Raw genomic sequence first — 23,512 nt, forward strand, 5'->3', positions numbered from 1 at the left:
CCGCACAACCTCGTATTGAAGCAGTTCCCGCGCGACGTCGGCATCGTTCGGGGTACCCCTGATTAAGCTGGAAACAGTCATTTTATGCCCCTTTTCAGCTTAATCAACCGAGGCTACGGCCGAGGCTGGTGGAGCGGCGATGGGGCGAACGCGGCGGGTCAGCCCGATCCGGACAGCACCGTGCAGGCGGCGATCGATCCGGATCAGCTTTTTCAGGAGCCAGATTTCGGCCGGCGCGAGCCAGCCCGATCGTCTCAGGGTCACGGTAGCCTCCGCTCGTTGTTCCGATTCTGGTGGGCGCGATGTGAAACCAACAAGCTGCGGGATGCCGGACCGCTGCCGTCGCCCGTCCGGTTTCTATGTCAGCCGCTCGAAGCGATAGCCGGCGGCGTGGTATTCGCTGGGGTTGGCGGTGGTCAGGTAGCGGTCGTTCCAGTCGGCCCCACCAGCACGCGCGATATCGACTGGTCCGTTGATCCTGACGGCGAGCCGGCCCGCCCGCGCCCGGATGGCCTGATCGCTTGGCGCCTGGACGAAAGTTCTGTCCTCGGGGCCCATCGCCTCATTCGGAAAGGCGCGCAACTCGAATTGCAGCATGATGTGCTCCAGAGCCTACCGCAGTGGTCGCCGGCGGCGATTGAATGCCTGATATAGCAATACAACCCCAGACATATCAGTTCAATAAAATTGAGAGGTGCAGCCACCGCCCGACAGAGCGGATCGACTCGCCGAGACAGCAGCTTCGGGGCGCCGGCATTTCGGGCGTTCGGACCCGGGGCGCGGTCTCCGCCTGAATCAGGGGGCGGACGGAGCCTCGACCGGATCGCCCACCGCCCGCGTCTCTGCCGTCGCCGAGCGGTCATTCCTGGCTGGCTGATGTTGCAAAACCTCGAGATAGATCCCCGCGGCGCGCTTGAAGGCCCTGTGTTGCAGACGCCCCGCTTCGTCAACCGTCACCGCGCGCTGGATCCTGGCCGCGGCGACGACGAAACGCCCGACCGACTCCATGAACTCTGTCAGGCCAGGCTCTCGTGCCTGAGCGGCGATCGACAGCGCCCGAAATGCCAACCTTTCGCGAGGAGTCGGATTTTCGCAGTGTGTCCAGAGCTTTCCGGAGATTGCGGCGCACGCCGCCCCCTCGCAAGCGATCCTGTCCCGATCACCTGTCCCGAGCGCGGCCTCCATGTCGAGAAGGGCTCCCCGGACAAGCCAGTCCTCCTGCCGGCAGATCGGCAGCAAAAGAGAACGGATGACCTGGGCGGCGACCTTGCGAGCAACAGCCTGATCCGATCTGCCGCCGGGATCCCTTTCCTGGATCCGACGGATGAAGGATTCGGCATCGCCGGGGGCGGCGTTCATTCCTCTGAACAAGGCGCTTGCGGCGGCCCCGATGCGCATTGCCTGCCGGTCGTCCCGCCCGCCGATTATCTGGCCGAGATTCATCGTGGCACTCCTTCAAATGCTTCACGTAGCTTGTTGACCAACCGCGTAACCAACAAGCCGGCCACGGGACTCCCCGGGGCAGAGGCATTCGCTTGAAAGTGCTCTCGATGTCTTGATTCGAGATTAAGATCGGCGCGCCTTCAGGGCGCCGGCATGTCATCCACCGCATCATCCGAGCGGACAGCATCAAGGAATTTGGCCTGAGTAGCAGCTGCCGGCATCTGGAACAGGCGCGGGAAGACGAGATCTGCCTCCTCCAGCGGAAAGCCTATCGTGAAGGGGGCCGATCGACCTTCGGATTCAAGGAGGCCCTGCTCAACCAGCGGCGTGACGATGCGGCGCGCGTGCCGTTCGGACACGCCAAGCAAGGTCTCGACTTCCCCCTTCGGCACATGCCCACGCAGATAGGCCAGCTCGAGAATGGCGAACGCCCGGGGATCGAGGCGCCCGGCCTCGGCCTCATGCTGGACGAACAGCCTGAGCCGCGGAAGCAGGGTGTCCGGAGCCAGCATGTCACGCATGAACCGGACCTGATCGAGAGCAGTCTCGAGGAAATACGCGCAGAACTCCGCGAGGCCAGACGCGGATAGCGTGCCGCGGCCATCGGTGCCCCCCTGTGGCGGATAGTCGGCCCGCGCCAGCTTGGAGCGGTAATCACCGAGCGTCCTGGCTAGGCCCCGCGACACCGACCAGAGATCCGCTCCCTTCGTGAAGCGCCTGAACCAGGCATGGGTGTAGAGGCGCGCGGTGCGGCCATTCCCGTCGAGGAAGGGATGGATCCAGGCCAGCCGGTGATGTGAGGCCGCTGCGGCGATCAGGGAGAAGGCGGGTCCGACGCCTCTATAGCCGGCCTCGAAATGTGCCATGAACCCAGGCACCATCTCCGGCGCGACCGCCTCGTGACGTCCCACCACCACATACAGGTTCCGGAACTCGCCCGGCACGACGCGGTGCCGAACTCCGTTCAGCTCCACTGACCTGAACGATTCCGGCATGTGCAGGTAGAAGTCCTTGTGGATCGACCTGATCAACTCCGTGCCGAGACCAAGGCGATCATAGGCTCCATCATCGATCCGTTCCTGGACCTTGATGTGCGCACGCGCCTCCACCTGCTTGTCCCGGACGGCCGGATCAGACGAGTAATTCTCCGACAGTGCGCGCTGGATGTCTTTCGGGCGCGCCTCACGCCCCTCGATCAGGTTGCTGTAGTAGCAGTCCATCGCCCGAACGAGCCGCGCGATGGCGCGTCTTGTCGGAGCCCGCATCATCCCGCCAAGCTCCGCCGACTCCGCCGCGAGGCTGAAGGACAGGTCGAGCAGGTGGCCATAACCTGCGCGCCCCTCTTCCGGCATCAAGGTCAGGGAACCAGGAAATTCACGCATCTTTTTGACCCATAATATGTCCGGTCTATTGTCCAAGACTGGATATCATAATTCCCTGCATATTACTATTATATTTTATTTTTTGGAATAAATTCGGCCGCTAAGATGTCCGAACTTTTGACCGCAACAGACACTCGATTTCGGACGCTCACTGGCCAGGCGCCGGCATGTCGTCCACCTCGGGTCGAATCTCCGGCTGTCCGTGCACCCGGACCGTCCGCCCGACCGGTACGTCGCCAACCCCCATGCGGATATGTGGCCGGCGCCAGAAGATCGTCCCGCCACGATGGACCAGATGGCCGCGCACCCAGTGCGTCGCGCGCGGACGTGCCGCACCACCTGCGGCCACCCGCCGGCGCTCGGCACGCTCCTCCGGCGAGACGTTCATCGACACGACCTGGTGATCGAGCAGGGGACTCCGGCCTGACTTCAGCCGGGCCTTGTTGAGCCGGGTGCGGTCGACCGGGGCCGTGCGCACCGCCTGCCGGGCATTCATCATCGCCGCGGCGGGGACCAGCATGCAGTACTCCGACCAGATGTCCGCGACGGCGTTCGAGACGAATTCGACCGGATTGTAGTGGCCCAGATGAGTAATGAGCTTGGCGACCCCGGAATTGCTCCAGTCCATCATCATCGTGGCTCGAATCCGGTCGAGGTAGCGAGCTCGCCCTGGTTCAAGCTCATTGTTGAACCCGATCTCCGGGATGGGAATCCCGGTTGCACGCTCGAGGGAAGCGGCTCCGACCATGACCCGAGCGTCGAGATCCTGCCGGTCGAGGTCGAAGTGGACCGTGGGCAGGTTCGACATCACCATGCCGTCGTAGTTGCTTGTCAGGCCGCCCTTGCCGTCGGACTCCGGCACCGGCCAGAGCACGGAAATCTCGCCTCTCCGACCGCCTTCGTCGGTCTCGACGATGAAGCCGACCCGCTTCGGCATGAAATTGTCATCCTGAACCCGCTGGCGGACATGCGCCCGCCGCCAGGTATCCCGGGCAAAATCGTCATCCCACTCGAACCAGGCGCACCGCCACGGAATCCGGATCGCATCGATGCAGCCGGTGAGCGCCTCGGGGTAGTCGATCGAGCTGGTGATCAACGCCTCCGTCACGTCGTTGGCCAGGATGAAGCGCGGCGCCGAGGGCAGCGTGTCCGCGACCGAGACGATCCGCTGGATCGAGGAAGTCGCCGCTTGCAGCGCTCCCGGGACAGCGAGGATCCTGTTTCTCATCGCGACGACCTGATCACACAGAAGCATTCGACATCTCCCGACCATACTCGATAGAGCGGCGCGCTCACCGCACTTACAATACAATTTTGGTGAGGAATTATGAAGTTTCATCTTCGTTTTTTGCACATTCAGAATGTATTCTGGCCGGGAAACCCGGAGATGAATCAATGAGCGGTCAAAGTCAGTCCGGCCAGTCCGGCCAAACCAGCCAGGCCCGCCCGGAAGCGGCCGATCGCGAGCACTATGTGTGGCACCACATGCGGCAGCCGAACGGCTTCACCTGCGGATCGACCTGCGTGCGCATGCTTTCCAGCATCCTCCTTGCTGGCGAGCCCGATCCGCCGCGCCTCCATCCCGAGGTCATCGCCGGCATGATGGGGACCAGCCCCCGGACCGGGACGACAGAGATCGAGATGAAGCGCGGCCTCGATCTCTATGGCATCCCGCACGAGCGGATGCCGCCGACCGCAGACGGTGCGGGGCCGGGCCGGATGGAAGACCTGATCGGCTGGCTGAAGGCCGGCAACATGGCCATGCTTAGGTGCCTCTTCTTCGGCATGAAGCACTGGATCCTCGCGACCCACGCGGACGCTCGGGGAATCCATGTCCTCGATCCAGCCGCCCAGAGTCCCGGCATCCTCTCCCCCGACCGCGTCGCCTCGCTCATCCAGCCGCGTGGGTGGGAGTTCTGGAAGATCCCGGCCAACGCGCCCTGCCGGGAGTTGCATTTCGGCCGGCTGCCAAGACCCGGCATTGCGACCGAGGTGATGCAGGACGCGGTCGTGGGGCTCCTCCTCGATCATGGCGACCTCGATCGGCGGATGATCCCGCCCGAGGCAGCCGGCTGGCTCGTCGGGCAGCTTATGCGCTCCGAACGGAGCTATGGCCTGTGGGACGGCAACCGGCTCCTGGCTACCCACATCGCCAGCGGCTGCCAGCCGTGGAAGGTCCTCGAGGATGCCGGCTTCACGGTCGACGAGGCGACCATGGAGCGTCTTCGCGCCCAGCTCGCCCGCCTGCCCGGCGCGGTCTACCATTCGCTCGCCACCGCAGTGCATCCGGACGTCGAGGAAAATGGCGGCCGATGGCTGGTCGATGCCGCGCCAGGGCTCTTCGGCTTTGCCGGCGTCCACGGCATTGAGCGCGCCGATGAGGCAGCCGGGGGGAGGGCTGGCGACACGCTTTTGGAGCTCCGCCATGACGAGATGCGATACTTCGTCCGGGAGGCGCCGAATTTCGACGGAGTGGCCGCTCTTGAAGAGGTTGTGACGGGCCCGACACGCGGGCCGTCCGATGAAGATGCGCAGGGGCCCGGGCCATCTCCGGGGTGAGAAGGCGCGCAGGCCCTCCGGCCTGTCCCCTCATGCAGTCGCAGCCGAGGCGTCTACGCCTCCGGTGATGGCGATCCGCGTGGCCGATCAAGCCCGTAGCGCCTGCGCATCAGGCCAGCATCGATCATGACATCGGCCAGCCGGTCATGATAGCCGAGATCAGCGCCGATCCGGCACCCGAGCTCATAGCCGCTGATGGCCGCAGCCAGGCCGCCCGGAGAGTAGAGGTGCGCTCCATGCCCGTCATCATCCTCCAGCATCCTGGAATAGAGGGAGAGTTCGGCGCCGAGACCCAGGCCCCGCCACGGAGGAGCGACGAAAATCATGCCGTAACCTGAAACGGCGACGACGCCCCCCTCGTTTAAGCGGCATGCAATGAAGGGTGCCCCTGTCTCGGTGTCACGAGCATCGGTGAGGCAGATGGAAATCCCCTCCGCCCCGCAGGCATCCGACGAGAGAACCTTCGCATCTTCCACCTGCCGTAAAAGGGGCCGCAGCATCCGCTCCGCAGAGGCCGCGTGCGCCTCGCCAATTTCGAGCCGTGAGAGACTCCCGTGCCTACCCAGCAGAAATGCAGGGGCACCAGTCTGCCACGGGCCCCGCCCTGACGCTGCCACCGCGGCGATGGCACGGGCGAGGTGCGGCCGGGCGAAAGCCGGGGTCACGGCTGCGGCTCGGGCCCCGGCTCCGGCGTGACCTCGTCAAGATGTCCGATCTCCTGGCTGGCCTCGTCAATGAACTGCGCCATCAGGCTGTCCGTGCTGCCGCGGAAGATCGACTTCGGCGTGACCAGCATCGCGCTGCCGCCAGTGGCCTGCGGCTCAGGCTTGCTGCAGGTCCAGGCCGCCGTGACCCGGATCATCTGCTGGGGCATGCGCGCGGAGATGTCCTGCAGCACCGACAGCCACGCGTCCTCGTCGATATCGACCGTGACCATGTCATCGTCGCCGCTGCCCCCAGCCGCCGCGGCTTCCAGTGGAGCGGCGAGGGTGCGGCCGACACCGGTGGCCCTGTCCGGAAGGTTCTCGAATGCCTTGCGCAACTCCGAGAGACGCATCTCCAGGAAACCCCCGGCCGTCTCGCTGGCAAACAGATGAATCAACTCACCGTCCGGCTGTGCATCCTGAAAGGCGGCGCCCAGGATCTCGCGCTCCAACGTGGAAAGCAAAGCCAGCGGCAGCGGCTCATGAACGGCGACGGTGCTGTAATAGTTGGGCATGATGGGTCTCCGGTGGCTTTTTCATGCTATAGAAAATAACGGCTATTTTTCAATGTCTGATTGATTTTTGTCGGCCCGCCGCCCATAATGCCCGACACCCGGTTCTCCTGCGCTGGAGAGGTGCCAAGCAATGCCGTTCGCCATCCCTCACGAGCCCCTCAGCCGGGGCTGGCTCCCCTTCGAGCATGTCAGCGGGGAGGAGGCCATCACACATGAGACCGTGGCCGAGGCGCAGGCGGCATGATGAGGAGCGACAAGCCCCGCGTCTATCTCGCCGGCCCTGACGTCTTCCGGGCCGATTCCGACACCCATGGTGCGCACCTCATCCAGCTCTGCGCCGCGCACGGCGTGACGGGCGTCTACCCGGCGGACAATGATATGGTCGCCGGCATCGACACGATGCTGCGCGCCGGCCAGCCACCTTCAGAGGTCGCGCGGGCGATCTTTCGAGCGAATGCCGATCGCCTCCGCACCTGCGACGCGGTGCTTGCGAACATCGACCCCTTCCGCAGCCCGGGCGCGGATAACGGCACAGCGTGGGAGATGGGGATGGCCTATGGCCTCGGCCTCCCGGTCTTCGCGTACACCTCAGACCTGAGGACGACCCGCGAGAAGATCTCGAACTGGCATTGCGCACCATTCTCGGTGCAGGACGGCATCACCCGGGACCGCGATGGCATGATGGTCGAGGATTTCGGCGAGGTCGACAACCTGATGCTCACCTGCTCGGTCGTCGGCGAGCGCGTTCACCCCGACTTCCTCTCCGCGCTCCGCGCGGCAGCCGCCCATCTCGCCTGACACAGATCACCACATGTTCTCATCTTGTTCTGGATATGCGCAATATATTGTGGGCAACGGGCGCGCGCGGGGACCTTGCTCTGCTCTTTGCGAACTGCCATCGAATGGTGCATGCTAAGCGTCCGTGGTTGGCACTCAACGAACTAAAGGCGTTGTCCAGGCATTCGCGTGAGGGGGAACTTTCAACTCCGTACGGCGATTAGCACCTGATTTGTTCGATTTAACGACGCCAATTCGATATTGGCATAGAGCACTCGGTAATCTATGTTCGGAATATTGAGAGGGCCGCCAGCCTCTCCCGGGAGCTTATATCTTTTGACCTTTGCGCATGGAGTTTAACCTAAGATGGGCGCTGGATCCCCGAAAATTTTGAGTCTGGCCGCGGCCCTTGCGGCAATTACGGCTGTTATTCCGGGCGCTGTCGCGGGACCCAAGTCGAATACATTGCCCAGCGACAACGCAAATGACGTGAATCCGGGAGTACAAACCGGCGAACCGAATACCTTCGTCTCGGTCGGACAGGATCTTCTCAGCTTCACTGTTGATCGTGCTCCTGACGGTCGTATTGTCATGGCAGAACATTATTCTCACTCGTCGCATAGCTCACACGCATCGCATTACTCAAGCAGCTATTGAAGTGCCCGACGTAATTGTCGCGTTTAGCACGTCGACACAGGAGTTGGGTCCCCTCCAAGAAGCCGCCTACCGACTAATTGGAATTGCTTCCTGCAAGATAGAGCAAGACGCTGGGCTTTATAAATGCCATTTAATATCCCCGCCTGACACGACGTACGACAGTGAATTCATTCGTCGAAGGTTCTTGGACCTTGTCACTGACGAAAATCTTCGGGCTAAGATCTCGCGGGAGACAGAGCCTGTTCGCAATTTGATCTTGGCGCTCGCATTCGGCGCTATAGCCGATTCAAAGAAATCAGGACAAAAGTAGGTAGAGAAATATTGTGGCTAGTTTTCTCAAGCCTGAAGCCTTTGAACCAGATCCGCGGGCAATGCGGCTTCTGCCGTTTCGGTTTGAACGTATCTCGGATGACGTTGTTATAATTTCGAATTTTGTTGGCGAGCTTATGTTTGCCACAGATAATGAAATGAGTCGGTTAGTTTCACTCGATCTAAAGCCGGGAGATGGACTGTTCGAGCGTGCTAGGGAAAAATTACTTGTTTCTGTTGGGAGCGAACGGGCGCCCCTCGAACTCCTTGCCCTACGCCTCCGGAGTCGCTTGGCTTTTCTTCGTAACCCCACGCCCCTACACATCTTTGTCGTGACATTGCGTTGCGAGCACTCGTGCCCGTACTGCCAGGTCTCGCGTCAGAGTTCCGATCGAAACCAGTTTGACATGTCGGATGAAACCGCGATGCGAGCGATCGACGTGGCTATGTCGACGCCAGGCGACAGCCTCAAGATAGAATTCCAAGGAGGGGAACCCTTACTCAATTTCGATCTTATTCAGCGAGTAGTAGACGTGGCGAGCAAGGAGGCCGTCAGCCTCGGCAAAAGCGTGCAATTCGTGATTGCGTCGAACCTTGCGATGCTAGACGATGACATCCTCGACTTTTGCAAGCAGCGGTCGGTTCTAATTTCAACTTCACTCGATGGTCCCGCGGATCTACACAATCGGAATCGTCCCCGCCCCGGCGGGAATAGCCATGAGCTTGCCGTGCGTAACATCCAGCGAGCACAGGGCGTGCTCGGACGGGACCGAGTTGGCGCGCTGATGACAACGACTGAAGCAAGCTTGGATCGTGCTGAAGAGATAATCGATGAGTATTTGGCACTCGGACTAGAGGGAATATTTTTGCGCCCACTTTCCCCGTATGGATTTGCTATGAAAACCCGGCAGTTCTCCAAATATGACGGCGAGGCTTGGTTTCGATTTTATGTGCGTGGGCTAAAATACATCCTCGAAATCAATAAATCGGGCCGCCGCTTTCCAGAGTTTTATGCGTCGCTGCTCTTGCGACGTATGCTTACTGACCGCGCAGATGGCTACGTCGATCTACGCAGCCCGATGGGGGCCGGCTTAGGCACCTTGGTATATAATTATGATGGAGACGTATTCGCGTCCGACGAGGGACGTATGTTGGCGGAAATGGGCGACAGAACATTCAAGCTTGGCAATCTTGCCTCCGCCGACTACGCGAAATTGGCACTGTCCGAGAAGTTGATTGATCTGGCGAGTCGGTCCTTAACGCAGTCTGCGCCACAATGTTCATCCTGCGCGTTTGAGCCGCACTGTGGGGCCGATCCGGTTTATCATCATGCCACGCAGGGCGATCCGGTTGGCATTAAGCGGTTTTCGGAATTCTGCGGCCGCCAAAAGCGCATCATTGGCTTTCTGGCGAATCTCTTGGAAAAGTCGCCAGATGATGCGGCGATATTGCGGGGGTGGGCGTCGTGACACCACTGGCTCTCGCCGGGCGGGCAATTACAATATGTTGGAGTAACGTATCCGCTAACCGCTTCATCGTGAGGGTACAAGATCCTGCATCTTGCGCCCAAGGTCCAGCCGATGCAGCGTTAATTCGCTCGGTTGATGATGCGGAAAACGCAAAGAGGTCCGGTTTTAAGTCAGCCGTCGGCATTGGGTTATCCACCGATAAGGCGACTGGCTTTGACCAACTCATACTCCTCGACGGCCGCTTCGATTATCTGTCTGATGGTGACATCCTTCGCGTCCACCCAAATACGAATCATATCCGCACCCTTTATCGCAGAGCGTCACAGCATAATGCATTTCTTGTAACAGAGCGGTGCAATCACTGGTGCTTGATGTGCTCACAGCCGCCACGGAATGTCTCAGACGGTTGGATCATCGACGAAATTGCAGAGTGTTTCCCACTCCTTAACCCGCAACCTCGGTCTCTAGGGTTCACCGGGGGAGAGCCGATGACCGATTGGGAGCGATTTATCAACTTATTATCCTTGGCTAAAGATCAACTTCCATCGGTCGCACTCCACGTACTGACAAATGGGCGGGCATTTGCAAAGCCCCCAATCGCCGTAGCCTGGGCCGCCCTTCGGCATCCGAGCCTGACCGCAGGCATCCCGATATACGCGGCTGCCGGACATCTCCATGACTATATCGTGCAAAGTATGGGCGCCTTCGATGAGACGGTCATGGGTATCCTTCGCCTCAAGGATCAGGGACAGCGCGTGGAGGTGCGGGTTGTTCTGCATGCGCTTAGCGTACCTCGATTGGTCGAGACGGCAATCTGGCTGGGACGGAATCTCCCGTTCGTAGATCACGTAGCGCTAATGGGACTCGAACAAACAGGCTTTGCTATAGCCAATCAGGATCAACTCTGGATCGAGCCAACTGAATATGCCGCCCAACTCGCCGAGGCGGTCTTGATCTTACAAAGCGCAGGTATCCGCGTCTCTGTCTACAATTTACCATTATGCCTCCTTCCTCGACCAGTTTGGCCGGCTTCCGTTCAGTCGATTTCTGATTGGAAAAATGGATTTCTTCCGGAGTGCGAAGAGTGTGCGAAGCGTGGGGATTGCCCTGGCTTTTTTTCGAGTGGTCGTAAAGCGGTAGGGCGTAAGGTGCGGCCGATCAAATTGTGAATTGGCACCCTGCACCGGCGATAGGACGCGATTCTAAACCAGTTCATTTCAACACCGATCGGCGGTTCAATCCTTGCTGTAATAATAGATGCGTCGACACGATCACTTAGTTCCGACCGCTCCTCACGATTTGGATAACGCTAATAATCTGCTCTTCCGTGAACCGCTGCCGAGGTCGGAATCTGAGCGTCATGCGCATCTAGGTGGGGCAGCGACTCTTACCTGTTGTCATAAGTGGTTCCCAAGTGGGACATCACTATACCCCGGCAACGGGCGCGCGCGACCGCTTGTTCGCTTGCTTTCGCCTTGGCCGTCTGTTTGATTCGCGGCGTGGCGCTGCATTCGGCATGCGCCCGATCAAAACTGACGGGCAGAATTAGATGACCAAGGCTTCCGGCAATCCGACCGACGATATCAGCGGCTTGCTGGAAGATGGTATTGGCGTTTTCGACGACGCTGGCGAGCTTCATGTGCCCCTGCGCCGCGGGCGTGGCGGTACACCGGTGGCAGGCACCCGCGGCGACTGGGGGCTCGAAGATCCACCCGCGCCACCGATTGTCCCGGCGCCCGGCATGAATGACCGGGTCTCGAACTGGGCGGCCCGCAACATCATCGCGCCCGCGATCCTTGCCATCATCCAGCCCACCGGGCTCGACCGCGAGCAGGCCGGGCGCGTGCATGACGCCGTGCGCCGGCTGATCCCGGCCGGCCTGCCGCCGGGGGCCCTGAACCTGCACGGCGCGGTCAAACTACTGTTCGGCATGGAGTTCCGCTCGCTGCCGCTGAAGACCCGCTGCGAGACGCTCGAGATGTTGCTCGCGTGGATGGGGCTCACCGAGGAGGTCGGCCTCGAGATCTTCGGTGAGGACATATGGCGAGCGCTGCCGTTCCACTGGAACCAGCGCGTCGCCGAGCTGGACACGAGCGACGATGCAGTCGCACCGGCGGAGGTGGCTGCAGGCGCGACCGACCCCAGGCGGGATGTCGCCACGGGCGTCATCGTTGTGCGCGAGATCGGCAACAGCGACAATGACAGCGCGAAGCGGGCGGACAAGGCAGTGACCAGCCTGGTGCAGAAGCCGCTTCCGCTGTTCCGCTCGAACCGCCTGGATACGTTCCGCGAGCGGATGGTGGCCGACTTCCCTCATGCCGCCACCGCGATCGACGATCTCTACTGGGACCTGACGACGCGCGATCACGTCGCATGGACGCCCCGGATCCTGGTCGGCAACCCGGGGGTCGGCAAGACCAGCTTCGTCGAGGCGGCCTGCCTGGTGCTGGAGATCCCCTACCTGAAATATCCGTGTGGCGGCGATACCGACTCCGTCTCGTTCCGCGGCGCCTCCCGGAAATGGTCCACCACCTCGCCGTCGCTGCCGCTGAGCCTGATCGCCTCGCACCAGATCGCCAATCCGGTGATCATCCTCGACGAGATCGAGAAGGCCGGCACCAGCCGCTACAACGGCAACCTGCTCGACGTGCTGCTGGGCATGATGGACCGCAAGCAGGCGTCCGGCTGGTACGACCCGCATGTCGAGGCCCCGATCGACCTGCGACATGTGAACTGGCTGGCCACGGCCAACTCCACGAAGGACCTGCCGCCCGCGATCCGTGACCGGTTCCGGATGGTGAGCCGCATTGCCGATCCGTCTGCCGAACACGGTCCCCACCTGGTGAAGGCGCTGCTCCGGCAGGTCGTGGCCGAGCGCGGTCCAGGAGCTGCGATGATCGAGCCTCTCGGCCTCGATGAGATCGAGGCGATCACCGGGATCTGGGGCGGTGGATCCGTCCGGCAGCTCCAGACGGTGCTGGAGCACTGGCTGCGTCAGCGGGACCGGTCAGCCAGCCGGCATTGAGAGTTTGACCAGCTCAAAACCTGGCTTTGACAGAACGACCACGCGACCATTCGGCGTCAAGTCGGCTGGCGGTCGGAACGCAGGTTTGCGGCCTTGAAAGCCACGGCGATTGACGCTATTTAGCGTCAGAACCCGCGGTCGATTAGGTGACACATGTTCAATATCTTGCAGTTCTCTGATCATGGCTACTTCGCGCCGCAGAAGATTGCGAAGGAGTTGAAAACGTCGAGCGAAGACGTCGCCCGCTCGGCGGGTCTCGGACGTGATGCTGTGCAGCGCGCCAATCGGGTCCAATCTGACAGAACCCAGCGCCGTCTGCGTGAAATGGTGGAGATCCTGAACAAGTCTACACCACGGTTCGGATCACTCCTGATGGCCTACGCCTGGTACCGCTCACAGCCTCTTCCCGGCTTTTCGGGGCAAACACCAATGCAGTTGGTCATGCATGGCCGAGCCAATGAAGTGCTCGAATATCTTGATGCCGTGGACGCCGGTATTCACGCTTGACGGCCGCTTCCTACAAAGGGCTTCTCTACCGGGCAATCAATCCGATTTATGCAGCCGACCCCATGTCTGGTGAAGGAGCGCGTCTTTACGGCGGTAGATTCAATCCGCGTGGCGTTCCTGCGATTTACTGTTCCATTTCAGTTATGACGGCTTTGCGCGAAGCCAACCAGGCCGGTGCATTACAGCCGACCACACTCGTTTCATACGACGCCGAGATCGAGCGTGTCTTCGACGCTCGTGATGTATCTGCCGTCGAAGCCGAGGGGTTCTCGCCGGGGACTCTTGCCTCTCAAACATGGCGCGATGAGATGAAGGCCGGCAAGCAGTCGCAAACGCAGGTCTTTGCGAGCCGTCTGATTGCCAAGAACTATTGCGCGCTGCTGGTTCCAAGCTACGTGGCGGGGGCTACACCGAGTGACCTTAACCTCGTGCTTTGGAAGTGGGGCTCATCAACACCGTCTCGGCTTGTGTTGATTGACGACCAGGGACGGCTCGCCGTGCCCCCTCTTCCCGCCTGACCGTCAGCCGTTAACCGGCTGCAGCACGCGTCCCCGTCGCACCTTGGTCCGGCCGTAAACCGAGAGCTGCGGGTCACCTGGCCGCTGAAGCGCACGGCTCACGGCATCGTTGTCGACCCAGCCCCCGGGCCCCGCATCACGCGAAAGCAGGGCTCGCATCTCCGGATTACGCCAGCTGATGCCATCAGCGTGCACCGCATCGCGGATCACTGCCTCCAGCGTCGGCCGCAGGTCGGCGGTCGGCAGATGGCGGTCCTGCCAGTGCTTCGGTGCGCGGGCCAGGCCGAAGCGCGCGAGGAGCGCCAGGTGAGAGGCCGGCGTGTGCATATCGCGCTGGTTGGTGGTCCGTCCGATCAGCGTCCAGGATATCTCCCCCATCCACCATAGGGTGATCATGGAGGCGAGGAACCGGTCCGCCGGCGGCAGGGCATATTCGTCCGGCTGCTCGGTCTGGTGATGCTGCTTGCGATCGGACATCTCGGCCTTGACCGCCTGCCACCGCGTGATTTCGTCCTCCGCGATCGGCCACATCCGCGGATCGACCACGTCGAAAAGGGCTCCCGCGACCTTCTTGTTGGCGTGTTCGGCCGCCCAGCGGGCCAGCCGGTATTCGAACGCCATGTCCCAGATCGGGTAGATCCGCGCCGCGGCCGGCGATACGCGCCTGGCATCGGTGTATGCCCGGACGATCCGGTCGGCGAGGAGCACCTCCGGAAGTGCCCGCCGCGGGTCGGTCAGCTTCGGCAGTTGCTCGACGAGCCCGTAGATCCCCGGCGACAGGTGCACGAAGTTCGGGTTCATCTTCATGATCGGCTGGGCACCGCTGAGCGTCTCGCTGCGCGAGCCGTAGTTCTCGGGCAGGGTGAGTTCCGCGAGATCCAGCGTGCGGATGGGGCCGTGGCGGGTGATCTGGCCATGCAGGAAATGGGCAACCGTGTTCTCGCCGAACGGCCGCCGCCAGATGGAGGTCTGCGACATGTCCGGCCGGATCGTGTAGGGCAGGGGGGCGTGCCCGGCCGGGCGTTCAGGCAGCTTCTCCTGTAGCGGGAACCAGATCCGGTCGATCACATTGAGGAACATGCCCTTCGCCCCGGCAATGGCGCGCGGGACGCAGTTGGGCATGTTGTTCTCTTCCGGCGTGGCCGCCGCATAAGCCTCGCACAGGCGCGTCAGGTCGAACGGCGCGCCGTCGTCCAGCTTGATCGCGAGGTCATAGAGCTGATAGGCGCGGCGCTCGTTGAGCTGGTCGATGTCCCGGATGATGTGGCGGCCGACGATCGCGGCGCCGGGAACCATGGCGACGGCAGCACTGATCTCGCTCGTCGTTGCGCCGGCCGCCTCCATGGCGTCGGACACCAGGATGGCGTTGCGCCGGCCGCGCAGCCTGGTCGACAGCAGCTTGCTGGTCGCCTGGGCCCGCCCGCGTGCCTTGTCGTCGAGGCCAAGCAGCCAGCCATTGCCTTGCCTGGTGCCGTAACGGTTGGCCAGGTCCGACGCGCTCGGGAACAGGGCCTCGAGGCCCAGTACCACGGTTCCCGGCACGCCGTGGGCGATCATCGCCTTGCGGTTGATCTCGCCGGATGCCTCATCGGGCAGGTAGCCGGTTCCGTCGGTCAGGATCTCGATCAGTTGAGGCAGATGCGCCTCGATGATCGGCTCGACCTTCTGCCGCGAAGGCTCGCGGCCGAGATGCTTGACCGCCTCCACCTCGATCTGGCGCACGCGCTCCTTGGTGATCCCGACGGTATTGGACACGACATCGAGCGTCGCCGGCTTGTCGAAGAAGCCGTAGCGCATGGCCAGGATCTGCGCCTGCTTCTCATTGCGCATGATGACGCCGGGGAAGCCGGGAAGCTCGGTTGCGCGGTTCTTCCGCCCGTGGCTGCCACCGAGAAGGTGATGCGCGGGTTCAGCGAGGAAGGCTGGGAGCGCGTCGCGGACCTTGTCGAGGTCGGCGCGCCCGATCATGTGCTGCAGCGGAACCGGAATGTCGCCGGCCAGGATGCCGGCAAGGTTCAGCCGTTCGGTGGCGACATCCTTCTTGCTGACAACGCTGGCCACGGCCTCGGTCGCGCGCAGGAGCGCGCCGTCGACCAGCAACTTGAGGTCTGTCGTGCTTTTGGCCCCGAAATTGTCGGCTTGCTGGAGGCGGGTCATGATCCCTTTCCAGTCCGAGAGCAGGTCGGCCAGCGTGTGGACGCCAGCCCGCCAGTCATCCTTGCTGTCCCGTGCCGCGACGAAATCCTCGAGGATCCGGCGCAGCCGGATAGCGGGGTCCGCCTCCAGCAGCGCTTCGGGGAAGGGAACAAGGGCAAGCACGCGGAAAACCGCCGCGAGAGCCGCGACGCGCGCGTCGTCTTGCTGGCGCGCATTCATCTGGGCCCGGGCCGCACCGGCATGCGAGTAACCCGCCTCGTCGAGGTGGCTGAAGATCTGCTTGAGGATCGGCACGGAGAAGCCTCTGAAGGAGACCTCCCGGCTCAGCAGCGCGTTTCTGAGGTCGAGTACGTTCGCGACGCTCATGGTCATCAGCGGACTGTCGGGATTCTCCGAAACCGCCTGGGCGGTCGGTCGGGCCAGCTCGATCTCGTCCAGGGCGTCTCGAAGCGTCGTGCCGGAAGCGTTCATGTGTTTCAGCCTGCTGACCCTCTGGAGTTGGGATAAAAATAGAATATATATAGAATGCATTTATATCAACAAATACGCGACTGCATTTTCGGAAAATCTGATTTAAATATTGAAATTCAGATGACTCACAATCGATACAATATCGATCTAGATTTGGTAGTATATTAGGTGGCTTAGTTCACGATGTTCTATAGAAATACTTTTCTGATCCCCGTAAGAAATTATGAAATTCCTGAATGCAATGCTTCAAACGTTCGAAGCGGGACGAATTAAGACACAAACGTACTGCATGCCTTGAATCATAAAACCAGTTTGTGTGGCCAACATAATTTTGAAACGGCGGTGGAAATATAGAATTATCTGCTCAATTCACACTTTTCATGATTCCGAAGCCATATACAGTGGAATCATCTATGATCAAGACTAATAGGACTCTGATCCGACCGGCTCAGGCAAGACAACAGTATTGGGCAGCCTCCATCGCCGACGCGATGCGTCGAAAGCCCGGCCTGATCGCTTTCGGCGAAGCCCGCGACGGTCCGACGACCGAAGAATCGGTCACCGCTTTCACCACCGCCCCCCTTGCATCTCGACCATGCACCCGATCGGCGTGTCGAAAACCGCCCGGCGCACGATCATGGCCATCAGTCCAGACCAGTCGCGCGGGCATTGGCATTGAACTCATCGATTTGACGCGCTGCTTTGTCGCCCAGATCTTGGTGTTCAAAATCGGAGGTGGTCGTGTTGCCGTCCCAGAGCACCTTGTCTTCGATGCGGCTCATCTAGGCCCGATGGAGCAACGGATCTTCGACTGGTCCGACCGGCGTAACGACCCGGAGATGATGGAAAACCTACTCGATTGCTTGGACGAACCAGATCGGATCTGCTCCGGCGGCGCATCGCCGGAACATCGCGCGCCTAACCCTATGGCTTCCCGAACGGTAAAAGCAAAACCGCCCTGCCCGGGTTTGTCGAATTTCATACCGATCGGGCAGAATTGCGATTGAACACCCTTCCAAGGTCATTTATCTTACCGATCGGTATGACGGATTAATGTAATGATCAAAGACGCCCAAGCTTTTGGTGCGCTGGTCCAGGCACGCAGGAAATCACTGGGGCTGACACAGCGCCAGTTGGCGCTGGCGATCAATTCCGGCGAGCGGTTCATCGTGGATCTCGAGGCCGGGAAGACAACCTGCCAGCTGGGCAAGGCACTCGCCGCTGCCAACGCCGTGGGGATCGAGCTTGCCGACACTGGGGCGCGGGGCGCGTCAACAGAGCGGCGGGGTGAGCAAGAGCTCGACCTTCCTGAGGTCGACTTATGAGCGACCACACGCCGGTTTTCTATGAGACCCTGCTGGTTGGTATGATCCATACGGACACCAGGGGCTCTTGCTTCACCTATGACGAGAGCTGGCTGTCACGGACAGGCAGCTTCCAGATCTCACTCACCATGCCGCTTGGCCGCCCAGCGGTGGAGCACCATGTCATCATGCCATGGCTGGCAAACCTGCTGCCAGAAGGCGATGCCATCAGTACGATCGCGAGGCGGTCCGGAATAGCCACCGGCGATATTCTCAGCCTCCTCATGGTCGTCGGCAGGGACACCGCGGGCGCGTTGAGCATTGGTCAGCCTCGCAGCCGCGAGGGGCGCCATTATATGACGATCGCCGGTCAGGACGCGCTGGAGCGGCTCATCGAAGATTTACCGCGCCGGCCGTTGCTGTCGGGAGATGACGGCGTCTCGATGAGCCTGCCCGGCGCGCAGGAGAAATTGCCCGTCGTTCTCAATGACAACGATATTGCGCTTCCGCTAAACGGGGCGCCGTCAACCCACATCATCAAGCCCAACAACCGAAGACTGCCAGGCAGCGTTCAGAACGAGGCACTCTGCATGGTTCTGGCACGACGGGTTGGGCTCGATGTGGCCGACGTCACCACCGGCCAGGCCGGCAAGCGCTCCTATCTTCTGGTTGAGCGCTATGACCGGATCCAGCGTGGCGGCGTGTGGCGCCGGCTACACCAGGAAGATTTCTGCCAGGCACTGTCGCTACCTCCGGCGTCGAAGTACCAGCACAACAGAACGGGTATCCTTGGGCCAGGACTGGCCGACCTCTTCCGGACCGTCAGGACTTTCATGACGGCGCGCGATACGATCAGGCTTCTCGATGCGGTTATCTTCAACGTGCTGATCACGAACGTCGATTCCCATGCGAAGAACTATTCGATCATGTTGACTGGGCGTGCCCGGCTCTCGCCACTTTACGATCTGATGGCCGGCGATGCGTGGTCCGAGGTTACCCAGAATCTCCCTCAGGACATCGGCGGCAAGAACCGCGGCCAATACATCAATCATTTGCACTGGCGTCGGATGGCGGAGGAATCAGGTCTCAGCGCCGGCGCCGTTGTCCGGCGGGTGATCCAGATGGCAACGGCCCTTCCATCCATGCTCGATCAGGCGGTTGATTAGGTTCGGGCAATGCCGGCCGGAGATCATTTCATCCTCGGGGTGGCAGCCAAAGCGATACGACGTCGCTGTGCGACGGTGATCGCCAATATGGATGCCGAGGACGAAGCCCGCCCGGAGCCGGATGCGCTCGGCCGCACCATGGACGGCTCGCCGATTTCGCAATGAGGCTCTACTTCCTCGTCCTCGACGAACTCGGCTATCTCCCCTTCGCCCAGACCGGCGGCCAGCTCCTCTTCCATCTTATCAGCCGCCTCTACGAGCGCACCTCGATCATCGTCACCACCAACCTCGCCTTCGGCGAGTGGCCCAGCGTCTTCGGCGATGCCAAGATGACCACCGCACTCCTCGATCGCCTCACGCACCACTGCGAAATCATCGAAACCGGCAACGACAGCTGGCGCTTCAAAAACCGCGCCTGATCAAACTCCCTCCCCAGACCCCACCCCCGGGACTTGCCCAGATGGGCAAACAGGCAACCTCCCGCGCGCGTCGCTCCGTCGCTCACAAAGGCACTCCGCAACACGCGCGGGTCCCTCCTGTTCGCTATCTGGACAAGCCCCAAAACCAAGCAACAGGTGGGTCCCTATTCCACGCCGATCCCGGGCCCCAATTCAGTGCCGTTTGACAATCTGCATCGTACTGGATGGCCTGCGCGGCGAGGACAGTGTTGCCGAGCAGTGCCGCAAGGAAGGCATTGCCCAGAGCTTGTCTTACTCCGGTCGAAGGAGAGTTCATGGAAGCCGGCAAGCGGCGCCTGGCCGGTGACACCGCCCGTGCTGCGACCACCGGCGAGGTGCAGGACCTGCGCCGCGAAGCCCGCGCCCTCAAGATCACCGGAAAACCGAGATCCTTGAGCGAATGTTAGAGCAACGGCACCAACTGTCTGATCTCGAGCCCGACCCGGACGAGTTCGGGCGCATGCCGGTGCAGGGCCCGCGGCAAGCACCTCCGGCTCGCTGGCCCTCTTGCCCCGCCAGACCAGCTTCCCATTCTCCACAACGTGAATGGCGGTGTCTTTGTCCGAAACGTCCAGTCCTGCGTAGTGCGCCATGATTGCCTCCCTGAGCTCCAACAAGCGGATAACCCGCTCGCATCGCGACCCAATTTGACAGATCGAACCGCCGGATCGCGATCGCCGCATGTCGAGCGGCTCTTCGCGTGGATGACTCTTAACACGCTACTGGCAAAAGACTTCGCGGTAAGCATTGAAGCCTTCCTCTACGCCGCTTCCAGCGTGCTCCGCTGAGACTACTCGCTCGTTGAATATCCGATTCGAAATGGACTCTAAAAGAAGCAACCAGAATCATGTTGTTCACTTCAAGGTTTACCTCGGCCCACCTTGACTACAAGTTCCGGTCACCTCAGGTCATATTAACTTAATCAAAGGGAGATTCAGAACGATGCGCTTGAAAAATCCGATGTTGACGGACGGCGACATCGAGGCCATCTCGCCATACGGTCCGGCGCGTGCGACAATCCACGGTACGCCACTGAACCCGGACGAACTCGAAAGACTTGATGCCTACTGGGATATCAGTCTCTATCTCTGCCTCGGCATGCTGTATCTGCGGGACAATCCGCTGTTACGGACAACGCTCCAGCCCGAACACGTGAAGGCGCGACTGCTCGGCCATTGGGGCTCGGACGCCGGGCAGTGTTTCACTTACATCCATTTCAATCGGCTGATCTGCAAATATGACCTGGACGCAATGTATATTTCGGGACCAGGGCACGGAGCGCCGGCGGTGCTGTCGCAAGCCTATCTCGAAGGAACCTATTCGGAGATTTATCCTGAGATCAGCGAAGATCTCGCCGGCCTGAGGCGTTTCTTCAACCAGTTTTCGTTTCCCGGTGGAATTGGCAGCCACGCGACCCCCGAGACACCTGGAAGCATTCATGAAGGCGGTGAACTGGGTTACAGCCTATCGCACGCCTTTGGCACTGTGTTCGACAATCCGGATCTGATCACGCTGGTAATGGTCGGTGATGGTGAAGCGGAAACCGGCCCCCTGGCGACAAGTTGGCACGGCAACAAGTTCCTCAACCCGATAACAGACGGAGCGGTACTGCCGGTGCTACATCTCAATGGATACAAGATCAACAATCCGACGATCCTCGCTCGGATCAGCCACGAGGAACTGGAGGCGCTATTTGTCGGCTACGGCTACACCCCCTATTTCGTCGAGGGTAGCGATCGAGCCAGCATGCATCAGGCGATGGCGGCAACAATGGAGCATTGTGTGCACGAGATTCGCGCGGCGCAGGGCGAGGCGCGGCGGACTGGCAAAGCATTCCGGCCACGGTGGCCGGTCATCGTGCTACGTAGCCCAAAGGGCTGGACCGGGCCGCGGCTAGTGGACAACCATTACCTCGAAGGATCCTGGCGCGCCCATCAGATCCCGATAGCCGATGTCCCCTGTAATCCGGACCATCTGAAGCTCCTGGAAGACTGGATGCGCAGTTATCGACCGGAAATCCACTTCGACGGGGATGGTCGGATCATTCCAGAGTTGAGGGCACTGGCCCCAAAGGGTTTGCGGCGAATGAGCGCCAATCCAGCAGCCAATGGCGGGACCATTCGGCGTCCGCTCAATCTGCCTGACTTTCGCTCCTTTCAAGTTGATGTTGATCATCCAGGAGTGAGGAGAGCAGGCAACGTGCCGACACTCGGTCCGTTTCTGCGTGAAATCATCCGTGAAAATCATGATAATTTTCGCATATTTGGCCCCGACGAGACGCAGTCGAACAAGCTTGATTCGATCTATACGGCCGGCAAGAAATCTTGGCTTGGCGCCCATTTTCCAGAAGACGAGGACGGAGGCAATCTTGCAGTGGCTGGGCGGGTCATGGAAATGCTCAGCGAGCACACCGTCGAAGGTTGGCTTGAAGGCTATCTGCTGAGTGGGCGCCACGGCCTGATCAACAGTTACGAACCCTTCGTGCATGTGATCGACTCGATGTTCAACCAGCATGCCAAATGGCTCGAGAAATGTAACGAGCTAGCGTGGCGAGTGCCGATATCATCGCTCAACATTCTAATCACAGCACTGGTGTGGCGGCAAGATCATAACGGGTTTACCCATCAGGATCCTGGGTTTCTTGATGTCGTGGCCAACAAAAATCCAGATGTTGTTCGCATCTATCTGCCACCGGATGCAAACTGCCTGTTATCTGTGGCTGATCACTGTCTGCGTAGTCAGAATTATGTCAATGTCATCGTCTCCGACAAGCAGATACACCTCCAGTATCTCAACATGGACGCCGCAATCGCCCATTGCGCCAAGGGTGCGGGCATCTGGGATTGGGCAAGCAACGACCACGGGCAAGAGCCAGATGTCGTGATGGCAAGTTGCGGTGACGTGCCGACTGTGGAGGCACTGGCAGCGACCGCCCTCCTGCGTACACATCTACCTGACATCAAAATCAGGTTTGTAAATTGCGTCGATTTGTTCAGATTGGTCCCGAACTGGGAGCATCCACACGGTCTGACCGACAGTGAATTCGAGGAGCTGTTCACCGCGACAAAGCCGGTAATCTTCAACTTTCATTCTTATCCGTGGCTCATCCACCGGCTGACTTATCGCCGGCCCGCCCAACACAACATCCACGTTTGCGGTTACGGTGAAAAAGGCAACATCGATACACCCCTCGAGCTCGCCATCCGCAATCGGACTGACCGCTTCAGTCTGGCGATCGACGCTATCAGCCGGATCCCACGCTTCCGTGACTCCTCCTCCGATGTACTTGAGGTCTTGCTGGAACGGCGACAAGCCTGTGTTCAGCACGCTCACGAATTCGGAACCGATCCAAAACACATCTCCGACTGGATTTGGCCGAAAGCAGACTCCGAAGGACGATCTTAATGGGGTGCCGTGTTCGGGATTCCGGCTGCCCGAAAGTGGCGCACGGTTGATATCGCGGCAATTCCGAGGCGAACGCCTATGGGCGTCTGGTTCTTACGGGAACGGTTTAAAGGCTCTTGATAGCTGGCCTCATCGGATCTTCCGCAAGTCTTCAGCTGCAATATAGCGTCGCTATAGAAACTTAGGTATAGCAATGCTATTTCATGCGGCATGAATGCCGGCGCCACTCTGCCAAATGCAACCTTGAAGGTCCTGGAGGAGGAAGGCGAGCCAGAGTTCTCGACGCGCGATGTCTGCGCGATCGCGAAGGTGACAGCACCGACACTCTACCATCACATTGGCAGCGCCGACATTCCTACCGCTGAAGAGGCTTTCACGCTCCTGACTGCGTGTGTTGCAGCAATTGCCGGTGAAGGGAGCCTCACGCAAAAAGTCGATGCGGCTCCCGATATCATGTGGACGTCGACGAAAGCGGCATCGCTTCTTTGTGGCACCGCGTCGCTCCGCAAGCTGTCGACGCCCACCGCTGCCGTCCTCGAGCAAAAGCGCCAGGGCGCCTTTCGGTCCATCCTGAAATCCAAATCGAATGTACAATCACAATGAGAGTACTTGTCACCGGGGGCACGGGCCTGCGTGGCAGCCACCTGTTCCCGAAACTCGTCGCGGAACCACATCGAAAAATGGCC

Annotated in this window: 22 protein-coding genes and 4 pseudogenes; 16 read left to right on the forward strand and 10 right to left on the reverse strand. The window is 60.6% G+C overall.

From position 1 onward, the window contains the following. Positions 1-99: 99 nt before the first annotated feature. The 5 genes from ACRY_RS19440 to ACRY_RS01190 form a co-directional block, all read right to left on the reverse strand. Positions 100-264, reverse strand: coding sequence for a hypothetical protein (locus tag ACRY_RS19440; protein ID WP_155856299.1), 165 nt, complete (start codon positions 262-264; stop codon positions 100-102). 93 nt (positions 265-357) lie between these two features. Then, on the reverse strand, positions 358-597 hold the full coding sequence (locus ACRY_RS01175) for a hypothetical protein (protein WP_011930687.1): 240 nt from the start codon (positions 595-597) through the stop codon (positions 358-360). 198 nt (positions 598-795) lie between these two features. After that, entirely contained in the window at positions 796-1,443 is a 648-nt protein-coding gene (locus tag ACRY_RS19445) for a hypothetical protein (protein ID WP_043508896.1), read from the reverse strand. A 140-nt stretch (positions 1,444-1,583) separates the two neighbouring features. Next, positions 1,584-2,825, reverse strand: a complete 1,242-nt coding sequence (locus ACRY_RS01185; RefSeq protein ID WP_011930685.1) for a Fic family protein — start codon at positions 2,823-2,825, stop codon at positions 1,584-1,586. Between the two features lie 148 nt (positions 2,826-2,973). Beyond that, the gene (locus tag ACRY_RS01190; RefSeq protein ID WP_011930684.1) at positions 2,974-4,080 is read right to left on the reverse strand and encodes a hypothetical protein; all 1,107 of its coding nucleotides are present in this window, start codon (positions 4,078-4,080) and stop codon (positions 2,974-2,976) included. A 140-nt stretch (positions 4,081-4,220) separates the two neighbouring features. On the opposite strand from ACRY_RS01190, the gene ACRY_RS01195 reads away from it, so the two are divergent. Further along, on the forward strand, positions 4,221-5,384 hold the full coding sequence (locus ACRY_RS01195; RefSeq protein WP_011930683.1) for a hypothetical protein: 1,164 nt from the start codon (positions 4,221-4,223) through the stop codon (positions 5,382-5,384). A gap of 53 nt (positions 5,385-5,437) precedes the next feature. Here ACRY_RS01195 and ACRY_RS18515 read toward each other — a convergent pair whose 3' ends face one another. Both ACRY_RS18515 and ACRY_RS18065 read right to left on the reverse strand, forming a co-directional pair. Further along, positions 5,438-5,884, reverse strand: coding sequence for a hypothetical protein (locus tag ACRY_RS18515; protein WP_011930682.1), 447 nt, complete (start codon positions 5,882-5,884; stop codon positions 5,438-5,440). 161 nt (positions 5,885-6,045) lie between these two features. Continuing rightward, positions 6,046-6,603 carry a hypothetical protein gene (locus ACRY_RS18065; protein WP_011930681.1) on the reverse strand — a complete coding sequence of 186 codons (558 nt, stop codon included), beginning with the start codon at positions 6,601-6,603 and terminating at the stop codon, positions 6,046-6,048. 240 nt (positions 6,604-6,843) lie between these two features. On the opposite strand from ACRY_RS18065, the gene ACRY_RS01210 reads away from it, so the two are divergent. The 7 genes from ACRY_RS01210 (at position 6,844) to ACRY_RS01235 (ending at position 13,865) form a co-directional block, all read left to right on the forward strand. Further along, positions 6,844-7,401 (forward strand): nucleoside 2-deoxyribosyltransferase, encoded by a 558-nt coding sequence (locus ACRY_RS01210; protein WP_011930680.1) that lies wholly within the window; start codon positions 6,844-6,846, stop codon positions 7,399-7,401. 345 nt (positions 7,402-7,746) lie between these two features. Further along, positions 7,747-8,037, forward strand: coding sequence for a His-Xaa-Ser repeat protein HxsA2 (gene hxsA2, locus ACRY_RS19450; RefSeq protein WP_155856300.1), 291 nt, complete (start codon positions 7,747-7,749; stop codon positions 8,035-8,037). 371 nt (positions 8,038-8,408) lie between these two features. Next, positions 8,409-9,815, forward strand: coding sequence for a His-Xaa-Ser system radical SAM maturase HxsB (gene hxsB / locus ACRY_RS01215; protein WP_155856313.1), 1,407 nt, complete (start codon positions 8,409-8,411; stop codon positions 9,813-9,815). Between the two features lie 68 nt (positions 9,816-9,883). After that, entirely contained in the window at positions 9,884-10,984 is a 1,101-nt protein-coding gene (hxsC, locus tag ACRY_RS18520; protein WP_231295215.1) for a His-Xaa-Ser system radical SAM maturase HxsC, read from the forward strand. Positions 10,985-11,364: 380 nt separating this feature from the next. Then, on the forward strand, positions 11,365-12,840 hold the full coding sequence (locus tag ACRY_RS01225; RefSeq protein WP_011930677.1) for an AAA family ATPase: 1,476 nt from the start codon (positions 11,365-11,367) through the stop codon (positions 12,838-12,840). Between the two features lie 153 nt (positions 12,841-12,993). Beyond that, a complete protein-coding gene (locus ACRY_RS01230; RefSeq protein ID WP_011930676.1) occupies positions 12,994-13,347 on the forward strand; it encodes an MbcA/ParS/Xre antitoxin family protein in 354 nt (117 codons plus the stop codon). After that, a complete protein-coding gene (locus tag ACRY_RS01235; protein WP_011930675.1) occupies positions 13,344-13,865 on the forward strand; it encodes an RES family NAD+ phosphorylase in 522 nt (173 codons plus the stop codon). The genes ACRY_RS01230 and ACRY_RS01235 overlap by 4 nt, the downstream gene beginning before the upstream one ends. A 3-nt stretch (positions 13,866-13,868) precedes the next feature. Here ACRY_RS01235 and ACRY_RS01240 read toward each other — a convergent pair whose 3' ends face one another. Further along, a complete protein-coding gene (locus tag ACRY_RS01240; protein WP_043508900.1) occupies positions 13,869-16,493 on the reverse strand; it encodes a sigma factor-like helix-turn-helix DNA-binding protein in 2,625 nt (874 codons plus the stop codon). 644 nt (positions 16,494-17,137) lie between these two features. Next, positions 17,138-17,275: a hypothetical protein gene (locus ACRY_RS19455; RefSeq protein ID WP_155856302.1), complete on the reverse strand. Its 138-nt coding sequence runs from the start codon at positions 17,273-17,275 to the stop codon at positions 17,138-17,140. A 276-nt stretch (positions 17,276-17,551) separates the two neighbouring features. On the opposite strand from ACRY_RS19455, the gene ACRY_RS01245 reads away from it, so the two are divergent. The 5 genes and pseudogenes from ACRY_RS01245 to ACRY_RS01260 all read left to right on the forward strand — a co-directional run. Beyond that, entirely contained in the window at positions 17,552-17,818 is a 267-nt protein-coding gene (locus ACRY_RS01245) for a helix-turn-helix domain-containing protein (RefSeq protein ID WP_011930672.1), read from the forward strand. Next, a complete protein-coding gene (locus ACRY_RS01250; protein ID WP_011930671.1) occupies positions 17,815-18,963 on the forward strand; it encodes a type II toxin-antitoxin system HipA family toxin in 1,149 nt (382 codons plus the stop codon). The genes ACRY_RS01245 and ACRY_RS01250 overlap by 4 nt, the downstream gene beginning before the upstream one ends. 9 nt (positions 18,964-18,972) lie before the next feature. Next, entirely contained in the window at positions 18,973-19,128 is a 156-nt protein-coding gene (locus ACRY_RS19460) for a hypothetical protein (RefSeq protein ID WP_155856303.1), read from the forward strand. Further along, a pseudogene (locus ACRY_RS01255) lies at positions 19,104-19,382 on the forward strand (ATP-binding protein); the annotation flags it as partial. The gene ACRY_RS19460 and the pseudogene ACRY_RS01255, both read left to right, overlap by 25 nt. Positions 19,383-19,548: 166 nt before the next feature. Next, positions 19,549-19,792, forward strand: a pseudogene (locus tag ACRY_RS01260) (IS3 family transposase); the annotation flags it as partial. 35 nt (positions 19,793-19,827) lie between these two features. Here ACRY_RS01260 and ACRY_RS18530 read toward each other — a convergent pair. Next, a pseudogene (locus tag ACRY_RS18530) lies at positions 19,828-20,014 on the reverse strand (IS110 family transposase); the annotation flags it as partial. Between the two features lie 75 nt (positions 20,015-20,089). On the opposite strand from ACRY_RS18530, the pseudogene ACRY_RS19850 reads away from it, so the two are divergent. From ACRY_RS19850 to ACRY_RS01270, 3 genes and pseudogenes are all read left to right on the forward strand, one after another. Further along, positions 20,090-20,226, forward strand: a pseudogene (locus tag ACRY_RS19850) (IS5/IS1182 family transposase); the annotation flags it as partial. Positions 20,227-20,381: 155 nt separating this feature from the next. After that, positions 20,382-22,826, forward strand: a complete 2,445-nt coding sequence (locus ACRY_RS01265; RefSeq protein WP_043508901.1) for a phosphoketolase — start codon at positions 20,382-20,384, stop codon at positions 22,824-22,826. A gap of 210 nt (positions 22,827-23,036) precedes the next feature. Continuing rightward, positions 23,037-23,429 (forward strand): TetR family transcriptional regulator, encoded by a 393-nt coding sequence (locus tag ACRY_RS01270; RefSeq protein ID WP_011930667.1) that lies wholly within the window; start codon positions 23,037-23,039, stop codon positions 23,427-23,429. The last annotated feature ends 83 nt before the right edge of the window (positions 23,430-23,512 follow it).

The sequence above is a fragment of the Acidiphilium cryptum JF-5 genome (assembly GCF_000016725.1).
In the GTDB taxonomy this organism is placed as follows: Bacteria; Pseudomonadota; Alphaproteobacteria; order Acetobacterales; family Acetobacteraceae; genus Acidiphilium; species Acidiphilium multivorum.